We start from the raw sequence: 11,217 nt of genomic DNA, 5'->3' as shown, positions 1-11,217 counted from the left end.
TCGGCCACCACGGCAAAGCCGCGGCCCATTTCACCGGCACGGGCGGCTTCGATGGCGGCATTCAACGCCAGCAGATTGGTTTGCTCGGCAATGTCCTTGATGATGCCCATGACCGTGGCAATGGTCTGGCTGTCTTCTTTCAGCTGGTTGATCTGGCTGGCAGCGTTGCGGATGGAGGTCGATACCTGAGTGATGCCCTCCACCGTGGCCAGGATGACCTTGCCGCCCTGGGTGGCGGTGCTGCCGGCAGCGCTGGTCTGGCTGCTGGCTTCCTGGGCGCGATCTGACACGTGATTGATGCTGACGGTCATTTCTTCAACGGCAGCAGCCATGGCCGAAGCGGCCTCGCTCTGCACTTCCGAACTGCGGGCAATCTGCGAGGTATTGGCCGCCATGCCTTCGATGGCCTGGTCGACCGATTCCACACTCTTGCGGATATCCTGAAAACTGCCTTGCAATTGTTGCAGCAGGGCATTGAAGGCTTCGGCCGTTTCGCCTACCTCGTCCTTGCTCTTGATTTGTGCCCGCAGGCGGAAATCCAGAGACTCGCGCACAGTCAGCATCACGCTGCGAATGCTTTGCAGGCTGCTGCGGATATGAATGAACAGCCTGCCACCCAGTACGCCGCACAGCAGCAGGCACAGGCCGACAATGGCCACGGACAGCGTGATGGCACGATTGTAGGCCAAGGCATTATCTGCCGACAGCTTGTCAGCGTACTGGTAGTTGAATTTCACATGCTCGGTCAGCTGCTTGTTGAGGGCTGCCGTGGCTCCGCGCATGGGGCCGCCGATAATGGCCTGCTCTGCTTCCTGGTTTTTGTTGTCCTTGGAGAGTTGCAGCAGCGCATTGCGGGTGCTGCGGTATTCCTGCAGCAGCTTGCGGTCCTGTTCCAGCAGTTTGCGGTCGTCCTCGTTGGAAATCAGTTCTTTCTCGTAACGGGCCAGGGCATCATCCAGCCGCTGATCATTGCTATTGATCGCCTGCAGGTCTTTTTCTTTTTGCGCCGGGTCGTGGTCGATGACATGACGGTAGGTGCCGGTACGCGACTGGGTCAGTGCATCCTGCGCCTCATCCAGGGTGGAAATGCTGGGAAAGGTGTTGGCTTTCAGATAGTTGAAGCGCTCATTGGCCTGACTCTGCTCGTACAGGCCAAAGCCGCCTATGCCGAGCAGGGCAAGCAGGGCGATGCCCAGCGTGAGCGCCAGTCGTTGTGAAATGTTCATGGTTTCCCCTTTTCCCATTGGTTATCTGTTGCCGGCTTGCTACTTTGCCTGTTTCGTTATAGCTGGCTGCAAGATTGTGCCAAGCCCTCTTTCATATGACTGGCGCATTGTTGCTGCTGCAAGGGCGGGCACAGACCTGCTTGTCGCAGGCCTGAGACGCTTTGCGGATGGCCTGCCCGCGCGGCAGTCCTGTAAACATTGATAGCCTAATCCTGGCATGTGACATGGCGACGCTCATCCGTGGCGCTTGTCCGGCCTACCCCCGTATTTCTGTCGCAGCAGCGAGACAGTTGCGCGACCCATCGCCAGTGGCCGCCCGGCCATTTCCTTATGGCATGCGGATAGAGCCGCTCTGGCATGCTTTCTGCATTGAAGGGGGCATTACCCAGCCCTCTGGTGGTCAGCATGGACAGCACATTATTCCGCCTCGTCTTTCCCGCTTTGCTGGCAGGCAGCGTGCTGGTATCGGCTACGGCACAGGGCGAGGGCGAGATGGTGATCGGTCGGGAAGTGCCGGCACGCTCGGCCATCCGCCACGGCGATCCCAGCCCTCAGGTCAGTCAGGTTGCCACTTCGCCATCCGGTGCCATGCCGGTGCTCACCCAACAGCTGGCCGATCCGGTACTGGCCGCCACCCATGCGGTGATGGCTGATCCGGCCTTGCACACGCCAGTCCTTGCGAGGGACGGCCAGTCAGCCTGGTCCGGCCTGGCTGTCGGCAGCGCAAATGGTCAGCAGCCAGCCGCTACGGCGGGCGCGGCACTGTCCGCTGTCGGCATAGGGCATCTGTTGCAATCGGCCCTGCATCCCTGAACGGCCTGGCAGCAAGGAGACAAGTCATGCGCATCTTGCAAATGTTGTGCTTGGGGGGGGCGCTGAGTGCCGCACTGGCCCATGCCGACCAACTGGCCTTGATCGAGAACAGTGGCCAGTCGGCACAGGGCGTGCTGGCGGTAAATCAGGCGGCCGGCGATGCCAATCAGCAAGGCAATCTGCAGGCGTTGGCGGTGGCCTCCGGGGTGGCTCAGGCCAGCATCAGCTTGGCGCAGCAGCGGGGCGGGGCAGAGGCCATGGCCCAGCAAAACCTGCGCGCCAGCATTGGCGGTGCTGCGTTTGCCGGCAGCCAGGGTGTGCTGGCGGTGAACCAGACTGCCGGCTATGCCAACCAGTCACTCAATGCCTTCAGCCTGGCGCTGGCCGCCAGAGCTCAGGCCACTGTCCGTGACATGCCGGCGGCGGTGCAGGATGCCGTGCTGGCCGGAACCACGGCAGCGGCACCGGCTGTGGCCGGGACCACCGGCAATGCCGGACAGACAACCGAACTATCCGCAGCAGCTTTCCAGGGAAGCCGGGGGCTGGTGCAGCTTAACCAGATTGCTGGCAGCCACAACCTGGCTGTCAATGTCGTGGCCGTGCAATGGGCCAACCCGTGAGCAGTGCCGGTTCTTGCCAGTGGTGGCGGGGCCGGTATTCAAGCAAATCGCTAGGAGAACAATCATGACCGCAATGCTGCAGGAAAAAGTGCTTTTCGTCGCTCTTGTTGGTATGTTCGGTGCCGCTCATGCCGTGGAACCGCCTACCCAGCCGTCCACTTCAACGACCAAGATCAGCAATAACCTGTCCAATACCTATAGCAATACCAATGTCAGCCTGACCGGCACCGCCTATCTGGAAGGCATTGCCGTGTACGAGGTGTTTGACCCCAAGGCTGATGCCATGGCCAGCGCACAGGTGAATGATGTACAGAAAAACCTGGGCAACAAGCTGAATGTTACCGACCCCACCAATGCCAGCGTCAGCGGCAGTGTGAGCAATATCCAGGGTAATGCCGGTGTGAACAATGCCTCGGGCTTCTTCAACCAGCAGGCCAACAACGTGGCCATCAGCTCGGCTTCCGGCAAGAGTAGCGGCGCAGTCGCCTCCACTTCCTTCGAGCAGATGAATGACGGCAACAGCTATACCTTTGCCCAGCCGATGCCGGGAACCTCCAATCAAATGGGTGCCAGCATCAGCAACTCGCTGAACAACATCCAGGGTAATGCCGGGGTGAACAATGCGGCAGGCGCCGGCAACCAGCAGAAGAATGACGTGGCACTGGCCTCGGCCAGTTCGGCCGTGCTGGCTACCGCCTCGGCTGGTGGCATGCAGGTGAACCAGGGTACTTCGGTCACCACTTTCTTCCCGCTTAACGGCTCCGCCAGCCTGACCGGCTCGGTCAATGGCATCAGTGGCAATGTCGGCCTCAACAATGCTGCCGGCTTGTCCAACCAGCAGGTCAACAGCCTGTCGGTTGCGGCCACCCACTAAGTCAGGAGACGCCGGCAGCGCAGTCCTCGGGCCGTGCTGCCGGCTTTTGCCATGAAACTCACCCTCCGTTTGCTGTTGTCCATCCTGCTGGGCCTGTCCTGCCCTGGTGGCGAACAGTTTGCCCAGGCGGCCGAGCTGGCTATCCCCGCCTATACCGGCGAGGGCAATGTCTACAAGCGGGTGCACAGCCTGCGGGAAATGCGCTTTGCCCACGTGGTGGAGCAACATACCGATTTCAGCTGCGGTGCGGCTGCGCTGGCCACCTTGCTGCGTTACGGCTTCGGCCGTGACCTGGACGAGCAGCAGGTCATTGCCGGCATGCTGGCCGGAGCCAATGCCGATGTAGTGCGCCAGCAGGGGTTTTCCATGCTGGACATGAAGCACTATGTGAATACGCTGGGCCTGCGCGCCAGTGGTTTTGTCAGCGGTCCGGAGCGTTTGCCTGCGCTGCGCATACCGGCGCTGATCATGCTCGATATCAATGGTTACAAGCACTTTGTCATCCTGAAGATGGCGACGCGCGACACGGTGTATGTGGCCGACCCTGCCCTGGGCAACCGGGCGGTCGCCATGAGGGACTTTGCGCGCCAGTGGAATGGCGTGTTGCTGGCGGTAGCCGGCCCCGGCTATCAGCCGCAAGGGCCGCTGCGGCAGCCGCCCAGCCTGCTGTCGGCACGGCAGCTGATGAACGGCATGCAAACAGTGCAGCAGGCCGATCTGGTGGAGTACGGCTTTCTCTACAGTGATTTCTTATAGTTGTGGCCGCTGGGCTTGGCCCCGGCGGCGACAACCGGGAGCATGGCATGCGTATCTTACCTAGGGCAGTGCCGCTACTGCTGGCACTGACTGCCGGTGTGCCGGCGCAAGCCGCCATGCTGGCCTATGTAGACGACAGCGTGCTGGACAGTTTGCGTGGTCGTTATATCGATGCCGGACAGATTGTGCGTTTCGGCGTGCAGATGCTCACGACCTGGCAAAATCAGAGCGGCGTGGTACAAGGCGCCGGGCTGCAGCTGACGGCCCAGGCCGGGGCGGTGCCGGTCATCAGCCGTTACACCCTGAATGGCGACGGCACTGCAACTACTGCTGCGATAGCCCCGACGGCCGGGCTGGCTTCGGTGCAGGGGGTGGTGCAGGTCAATCAGCAAGCCGGTAACGGCAACAGCTCCAGCAACAGCACCAGCATAGACATTCGCCGCGATGGCACGGTCAGCCTGCAGATGCCGGCCGGCTGGCAGAGTAGCAGCGGTGGCACGGCACTGGGCAGTGGCCAGCTATCCGTAAACATGGATCTGGGGAGTGCCGGACGTATAGGGCAGATGCTGGGACAAGGGCAGTTGCTGCAGTTTTCCAGCATTAACGGCAGTGGCATCAGTACCGACAATAGCCTGCGCATCCAGTTGGTATTACAGCCACAAACCACCAACTTCAGTTTCAGCATTCCCAGCCGCTTGATGCTGTCCGGCAGCGGCGTACGCTGATTCGTCCGCCTGGCCTGCCGTCCGGCCTCATTCGACCGCGCTGATCTCGTATTTTTTCAGCAGCCGGTAGAGCGTGGCGCGGGAAATACCCAAGGTTCGTGCCGCCTGGCTGCTGTTGTGATTATGCAATTGCAGCGCCATGGCCAGCGCTTCCCGTTCCGCCCTTTCCCGCACTGCTTCCAGTCCGTTGTGCAGCGGTTCCAGCATGCTGCTGCCCAGCCCCATGTCTTGCGGGCGGATGACCCGGCCACTGGCCATGGCCAGCCCCTGGCTGATGCGGTTGGACATTTCGCGGATATTGCCCGGCCAGTCGTGTTGCAGCATGACGGCCAGCGCCTCGTAAGACAGCCGCTTGAGTGGAATGCCGTGGCGACTGGCACTTTGCTGCAGCAAATGCTGCGCCAGCAGCGGTATGTCCGAGCGCCGCTCGCGCAGCGCAGGCAGTTGCAACTGGCAGACACACAGACGGTAGTACAAATCCTCGCGGAAACGGCCCTTGGCGATGGCGGCCGGCAGGTCGACATGGGTGGCCGATAGCACGCGGGTGTCGATGCTGCGGCTACGGTTGTCGCCTAACCGGTCTATGGTGCCTTCCTGCAGGAAACGCAGCAGATTGACCTGGGCCTCTATCGCCATGTCACCGATTTCATCCAGAAACAGCGTGCCGTTCTGCGCCGCTTCGATGCGGCCGATACGGCAGCTGGATGCGCCGGTAAACGCCCCGCGCTCGTGGCCAAACAGCTCGGATTGCACCAGGTTCACTGGCAGGCCGCCGCAGTTGACCGCCTGGAAGGGGCCGTCGGCACGGTCGGAGTGCTGGTGGATCAGCTGTGCCACCAGCTCTTTGCCAGTGCCGGACTCGCCGGTAATCATCACCGTGACATTCACCCGCGCCAGCCGGCGGATTTCCTGGCGCAGGCGGCGGATGCTGGGGTGCTCGCCCACCAGCTGTTGCGCTTCTTGCTCGATTTGTTCGTGCTGGCTGCGGCGGCGCAACAGGGTCTTGCCGTGCAGCCGGCCCAGGGTGACGGCCAGCCGTTCGACTTCGGTGGGCAGGCAGTGGTAGTCGTAGCAGCTATCGTTGATGAAGGCGCGCACAGCGGCTTGCTCCAGCTGGGCGCGCTCGGTCAGCAGCAGCCACTCCAGGTCCAGCTGGCTGGCCAGTTGCTGCAGGGCGGCGCTTTTGCGCAGCAGCTTGCTGTCCAGCAACAGCAGCCCGGCACTGCAGCTGGCCGTGCGCTGGGGCTTCCACTGCTGCGGATCATGGATATGGATGATGTGCCAATGCTGCTGGCGCAGCACCTGCAGGACTGGCAGCAGGGCATCCGACCCCACGGCCAGCAAAGTCTTGTTTGCATGCATGACCGACTCCGTTAGAAACGGTAGGGGAATTTCACCGAAAACGCATAATTGGGGCTGTCTGGTGTCATGCCCAGCGACAGGTTGGGAATGATGGACAGGTGTTTGCTGAAGGCGTAAGTCAGGCCCAGGTTCAGGTTGGCCGCATTGGCACTGCTGCCAACCACATCGGTCCAGCTGCTGCCCTGTTGCCGCATGCGCGCCTGTTGCACCATCTGTTGCGAATAGGACAGGCCCAGGCTGAGCTTGTCGTTGAGGGCAAAGGCGATGCCGGCACCCCAGCTCCAGCTGTCGCCCAGCCGCACATCACCCGGCTGGGTCACGCCGGCGGTGGGGCTGATGTCGCTGAAATGGCCGTCCAGGTAATGGGTGTAGCTGAGGCTGGCAAACAACACGGCCGGGTCCACGGTCTTGACGAAGGACAGGCTGGTACTCAGGCCCCAGACGCCATTGCCGGTGGGCAGGCGGTCGGGAATGGACAGATTGTTGTTGTCGGCCGACTGCACCAGCTTGATGCCGTAGGGATTGCGCCCGGTAGGCGCTTTGGCGCGTACGCTCCACACAATGTCCGGCCAGTCGGCATTTTCTTCCACCAGCTTGTAACCTACGCCAAAGCTGACATCACCCAGCGTCGGGCCTTGCTGCACCGAACCTTGCGACACGCTGTTGGCCGCACCGCCGGCACCGCCGGAAAAATAAGTGGCATCACGCGCGACAAAGGGGATATCCACGTCCAGCTGCCAGCGTGGGCTGGGGGAATAGCGTGTGGTCAGGCCCAGGGTGACACTGTCACTGACCACCTTGTCCAGATTGATATTGCCCAGAAAAATCGAATCCAGCGCCAGAAAGCCATTCAGCACTAGTTCGCGGGTGTCGTAGTGGGTGTAGGTGAAGCTGGGCTCGATGGAAAACTTCCCGGCGGCAAAGCCGCTGGCTTCCTGGTAGATGTCTTCCACGCTCTTGGGTACTTCGCTGACCACCGGCAACGCCGGTCCACTGCCTGCGGCCACCGCTCCGCTGCTAGCGGCAGGGGCCTCGCTGCTGGCCGGGTTGTTGGCGGCGCTGGCGGCGGTATTGCCGTGTTGCAGGCTGGCCAGCTGTCTTTCCAGCTGGCGGATACGGTTTTCCTGCTGCTGATTGGTCTGGGCCAGGGCGCTGATTTGCTGTTGCAGGCTCTCCAGGCTGATTTCGGCCTGTGCCTGCAGTGGGAAGGCCAGGACAAGGGCGGTGGTCAGTAATAGCGGCTTGGCGCCTGGGCCAATACTACGCGGCAGATTCATGATCATTTCCTTGTAGCGCAGGTGCCGGCGGAGCAAGGAAGGATGCCGACCAAGGCAGGCATGCCGATGCTTCCCGATCACCTGATGGGGTGAGTGATGCATTACATGGCCCGACTTGATGTTATTTATTTAAACTGTAATTTGTGAAAATTATTTATCTTGTATATTAGTCCAGCGCAGGACCAAGACAAGTTCAAATTGATTGGCCTGCGAAAACAGTGCGCAATAAGCAGCGGCTGGCAGGCCGGGGTGAATCAGCTCGCCGCAGTGCAGTCTGCCCGCTTGGCGCGCAATCATGATGAACAGGCTTGATGACAGGGAGTAAACGATGAGGAAGCTGATTGCACTACTGGGTGCTGTCTTGTTGCTGGTGACCTGCGGGCTGGTACAGGCGGCCGAGCCTTTCAAGCTGGCTTTTGTCGATACCGGGAATACCGGGCGCAGTGTGACGGCCGAAGCGCTGGCCAGACAACGCATCGAGCAGCAGCAACTGCCGATTGCGGTGATTTCGCGTGCGGTCGACATGGACCCCTATGACAGCAGCCCCGAGGCCAATGCCGCCAGCCTGCTGCTGCAGCGCGGCATCGACGTGTCGGCCCACCGTGCCGCACAGCTGAATGCCAATGATGTACGCCATTCCGACCTGATTCTCACCATGACTGCCAAGCACAAGGCCAAGGTGCTGGAGCTGTTTCCCGAGGCTAAGGGCAAGACCTTCACCCTGTCCGAATACGCCAGCGGCAATATGGATGATGTCGCCGATGCCTGGGGCAAGCCGCTGGCGGTCTACCAGGCGATGCTGCGCCAGGTAGAAGGCTATCTGCCGGCGGTGCTGGACAAGGCACAACATAAGAAACCGTAATGCCGGGCCGGCTGCACTGTGGTGATGGCGATAACAGCGCCGGCAGCTGACTGACCAGCCCTGGCGCAGACGCTCAGGCTTGTCTTGTCGCCAGCGCGGCGGGTTCGGCCACCACGCCCCAGATGGCGAAGTCCTGCTCATAGCTGGGTTCGATCAGCGGGTAGTCCGGGTGGGCCGCCAGCAATTGCAGGCGGCTGCCACTGCGCTGCAGTCGGCGTACCAGCAGCTCGCCATCGACGGCAGCGACAACCAGGCAGCCCTGCACCGGGCTGCCCTGGCCATCCACCGCCAGCAGACAGCCGGCCTCGATGCCGGCACCGGCCAGTGCCTGGTCTGGCATGGGCAGGCAAAACAGCCCGCTGCGCTCGGCAGGCATGGCTGCTGACAGGGGCGGGGCGAGAGGTGTTGCCGGGTGGGGATATCGGGTGGTCATGGCAGTGTTTTGAAATTGTACATAATCAAATATAGCAGATGGTCAGCCCGCCGGGCAATGTGGCCGGCTGGGATATTTGGCATGTTGTTGCAAATTTTCCTTGATACGGCAGGCTCTGGCTGGTTACCCTCGGGTTTTGTAGTCACCAGCCAACATTCCCGGCGCAGGAGCCATGCATGACCAAACAACAACTCATTGCCATCCTTTCCGAAAAAACCGGCAGCAGTAAAGTCGATGTACTGCGTTTCATGGACGCGCTGGAACAGACCATCCGCGAAGAACTGGTGAATGGCGGCGAACTGACCCTGGCCAGCACCGGCAAGTTCAAGGTGAAAGACACTGCGGCACGTAATGGCCGTAACCCCAAAACCGGCGAGACCGTGCTGATCCCGGCCAAGCGCAAGGTGGTATTCACCCCGATCAAGGCACTGAAAGACGCCGTGGCCAACTGATACGGCCCGACTTCCCGGCATGACCGGAAATGTTTATCCAAGGACGCTGCGGCGTCCTTTTTTTATGCGTGGAGAATAAATAGGCAAATGACTGGACTGCGCCGGAAATCTGTCCAATAAATAAAGAGCTGTAAGGCAAGCTTGTGAGCGGCTGGTGGTTTTGATATCACGAGGCGACGTTTGGCGGGATGCGAGCCAGTAAATGCTCGCCGATGACGATATTCTTGAGGTTTTATTTTAAAATGCCCAATGAATTTACAATGGTATTGACGAGCTTGGGTGAAGGTCGGAATATGGCGGCCTGCCTGTTGATTGTTTAATGTCTGCAAAAGCGCAGCAGGCGGCAGTGTGCGGTTTTAAGCAATTATAAAAATAGGATCCTCCATGCGTACTCTACGTTCCAGAATGCTGGTGTTTGTATTGATGATGCTGGTGGCCATCTCGCTGCTGTTTTGCGGCGTGGCTTACTGGAAGATGAAGGAGGCCTTGCTGTCTTCCATCAGCGATCAGATCAGTCAGACCGCCAACAATAAAGTCAGCTTCATTACCGAATGGGTATCCACCCGTCAGAATATTGTCAGCTCGGCGCTGCTGCACTTCACTGAAGGGGACATGAAACCCATCCTCGACCAGTCGCAAGTGGCCGGCAAGCTGGACGACATGTATGTGGGTGAGCCCAGCAAGAAAATGACCCAGTTCACCGGTTCCACTCCGGTACCGCCGGGCTATGATCCGACTGGCCGTCCGTGGTATCTGGCTGCCAGCAACTCGCAGGATGCCATTGCCACTGCACCGTACATCGATGCTGCTACCAAAAAGCCCATCATCACCTTTGCCAAGGCGCTGCGTAACAACGGCCAACTGGTGGCGGTGGCCGGTGGCGACGTGTCGCTGCAGCGCGTGGCCGACGAAGTGGTGTCGTCCAAGCTGCCAGGAGACGGCTTTGCCTTCCTGATTACCGGTGACGGTTCGGTGATTGCCCACCCGGTCAAGGATTCGGGCATGAAGAAAATCGGTGAAGTGATGGCCGGTTTCGACCTGAACGGCGTCAGCAAGGATGGCACACTGCAAACAGTGAGCATCAACGGCGAATCCAGCATGACCGCGCTCTATCCGGTGGGTAAAACCGGCTGGTTGCTGGGTGTGGTGGTGCCGGTGGCTGCCGCTACCGTATCCGTTACCCATTTGATCGAACTGATGATCGGCGTGCTGATTGCCGGCGTGGTGGTAGTGGCACTGCTGGCCACGGTTGGCGTGGCGCGCATGCTGTCCGGCCTGACCGAGCTGCGTGACGCCATGCGCAATGTGGCCAGCGGCGATGGCGACCTCACCCTGCATCTGCCGGTGCACTCGCAGGATGAAGTGGGCCAGATTGCCGAGGCTTTCAACGGTTTCGTGCACAAGCTGCACGGCATGTTCGTGTCGGTACGCAACGACGCCGAAGCCCTGGCACGTGATACCTCGGCGCTGCACCAGGCCGCTGAGAGCATCGCTTCCGATTCGCGTGTGCAGTCCAATGAGCTGTCGGCTACCGCGGCGACCATCGAGCAGATTACCGTCAGCATCAACCATATCGCCGACAATGCCGGTGAAACCGAAGTGCTGGTGGCCAGTACCCGCGAGAACTCGGAAGACTCCTACCAGGCCATGGAAAAAGTGGCCAGCGAAGTGCAGTCCATCGTGCAGACCGTGGACGCGCTGCAGAGTGCCATGGGCGATCTGTCCTCGCATTCCGAGCAGATTCGCGGCATCGTGGCTGTGATTCGCGATATTGCCGACCAGACCAACCTGCTGGCGCTGAATGCGGCCATCGAGGC

At 60.6% G+C, this 11,217-nt stretch carries 12 protein-coding genes; 8 read left to right on the top strand and 4 right to left on the bottom strand.

The genetic code is table 11. The features are described from left to right. The coding region (locus EAY64_RS12030) for a methyl-accepting chemotaxis protein (protein ID WP_103525002.1) at positions 1–1,226 on the bottom strand (1,226 nt) is incomplete at its 3' end. Between the two features lie 405 nt (positions 1,227–1,631). Here EAY64_RS12030 and EAY64_RS12025 point away from each other — a divergent pair. The 5 genes from EAY64_RS12025 to EAY64_RS12005 all read left to right on the top strand — a co-directional run bounded on the left by EAY64_RS12025 (position 1,632) and on the right by EAY64_RS12005 (position 5,014). Then, complete coding sequence (locus EAY64_RS12025) at positions 1,632–2,039, top strand: FapA family amyloid fibril periplasmic chaperone (RefSeq protein WP_103525001.1); 408 nt, start codon at positions 1,632–1,634, stop codon at positions 2,037–2,039. 26 nt (positions 2,040–2,065) lie between these two features. Next, positions 2,066–2,659, top strand: coding sequence for a FapB/FapC family functional amyloid domain-containing protein (locus EAY64_RS12020; RefSeq protein WP_103525000.1), 594 nt, complete (start codon positions 2,066–2,068; stop codon positions 2,657–2,659). Positions 2,660–2,723: 64 nt separating this feature from the next. Further along, entirely contained in the window at positions 2,724–3,533 is an 810-nt protein-coding gene (locus tag EAY64_RS12015; RefSeq protein ID WP_147456216.1) for a FapB/FapC family functional amyloid domain-containing protein, read from the top strand. Between the two features lie 51 nt (positions 3,534–3,584). Beyond that, positions 3,585–4,289 carry a C39 family peptidase gene (locus EAY64_RS12010; protein WP_103525004.1) on the top strand — a complete coding sequence of 235 codons (705 nt, stop codon included), beginning with the start codon at positions 3,585–3,587 and terminating at the stop codon, positions 4,287–4,289. A 47-nt stretch (positions 4,290–4,336) separates the two neighbouring features. Next, entirely contained in the window at positions 4,337–5,014 is a 678-nt protein-coding gene (locus tag EAY64_RS12005; RefSeq protein WP_147456215.1) for a hypothetical protein, read from the top strand. A 27-nt stretch (positions 5,015–5,041) separates the two neighbouring features. On the opposite strand, the gene EAY64_RS12000 is transcribed toward EAY64_RS12005, so the two are convergent. Beyond that, a complete protein-coding gene (locus EAY64_RS12000; protein WP_103524997.1) occupies positions 5,042–6,376 on the bottom strand; it encodes a sigma-54 dependent transcriptional regulator in 1,335 nt (444 codons plus the stop codon). Between the two features lie 11 nt (positions 6,377–6,387). Beyond that, positions 6,388–7,653, bottom strand: a complete 1,266-nt coding sequence (locus tag EAY64_RS11995; RefSeq protein WP_226034136.1) for a transporter — start codon at positions 7,651–7,653, stop codon at positions 6,388–6,390. Positions 7,654–7,981: 328 nt separating this feature from the next. Here EAY64_RS11995 and EAY64_RS11990 point away from each other — a divergent pair, with 328 nt between their 5' ends. Further along, positions 7,982–8,515 (top strand): arsenate reductase/protein-tyrosine-phosphatase family protein, encoded by a 534-nt coding sequence (locus EAY64_RS11990; protein WP_103524995.1) that lies wholly within the window; start codon positions 7,982–7,984, stop codon positions 8,513–8,515. 73 nt (positions 8,516–8,588) lie between these two features. Here EAY64_RS11990 and EAY64_RS11985 read toward each other — a convergent pair whose 3' ends face one another. Continuing rightward, positions 8,589–8,948: a LexA family protein gene (locus EAY64_RS11985; RefSeq protein WP_147456214.1), complete on the bottom strand. Its 360-nt coding sequence runs from the start codon at positions 8,946–8,948 to the stop codon at positions 8,589–8,591. 176 nt (positions 8,949–9,124) lie between these two features. On the opposite strand from EAY64_RS11985, the gene EAY64_RS11980 reads away from it, so the two are divergent. Both EAY64_RS11980 and EAY64_RS11975 read left to right on the top strand, forming a co-directional pair. Continuing rightward, positions 9,125–9,400 (top strand): HU family DNA-binding protein, encoded by a 276-nt coding sequence (locus EAY64_RS11980; RefSeq protein WP_059286330.1) that lies wholly within the window; start codon positions 9,125–9,127, stop codon positions 9,398–9,400. 384 nt (positions 9,401–9,784) lie between these two features. Next, positions 9,785–11,217: methyl-accepting chemotaxis protein (locus EAY64_RS11975; RefSeq protein WP_103525003.1), on the top strand; the 1,433-nt coding region annotated here is incomplete at its 3' end.

Origin of the sequence: Aquitalea palustris, assembly GCF_003693445.1 — a bacterium.
In the GTDB taxonomy this organism is placed as follows: domain Bacteria; phylum Pseudomonadota; class Gammaproteobacteria; order Burkholderiales; family Chromobacteriaceae; genus Aquitalea; species Aquitalea palustris.
This window is presented reverse-complemented; position numbering and strand designations above follow the sequence as displayed.

Coding starts and splice junctions, on each gene's coding strand:
- EAY64_RS11980 (WP_059286330.1), top strand. CDS start 9,125: ATGACCAAACAACAACTCATTGCCATCCTTTCCGAAAAAACCGGCAGC.
- EAY64_RS12000 (WP_103524997.1), bottom strand. CDS start 6,376: ATGCATGCAAACAAGACTTTGCTGGCCGTGGGGTCGGATGCCCTGCTG.
- EAY64_RS12005 (WP_147456215.1), top strand. CDS start 4,337: ATGCGTATCTTACCTAGGGCAGTGCCGCTACTGCTGGCACTGACTGCC.
- EAY64_RS12010 (WP_103525004.1), top strand. CDS start 3,585: ATGAAACTCACCCTCCGTTTGCTGTTGTCCATCCTGCTGGGCCTGTCC.
- EAY64_RS11985 (WP_147456214.1), bottom strand. CDS start 8,948: ATGACCACCCGATATCCCCACCCGGCAACACCTCTCGCCCCGCCCCTG.
- EAY64_RS11995 (WP_226034136.1), bottom strand. CDS start 7,653: ATGAATCTGCCGCGTAGTATTGGCCCAGGCGCCAAGCCGCTATTACTG.
- EAY64_RS12015 (WP_147456216.1), top strand. CDS start 2,724: ATGACCGCAATGCTGCAGGAAAAAGTGCTTTTCGTCGCTCTTGTTGGT.
- EAY64_RS12025 (WP_103525001.1), top strand. CDS start 1,632: ATGGACAGCACATTATTCCGCCTCGTCTTTCCCGCTTTGCTGGCAGGC.
- EAY64_RS12020 (WP_103525000.1), top strand. CDS start 2,066: ATGCGCATCTTGCAAATGTTGTGCTTGGGGGGGGCGCTGAGTGCCGCA.
- EAY64_RS11990 (WP_103524995.1), top strand. CDS start 7,982: ATGAGGAAGCTGATTGCACTACTGGGTGCTGTCTTGTTGCTGGTGACC.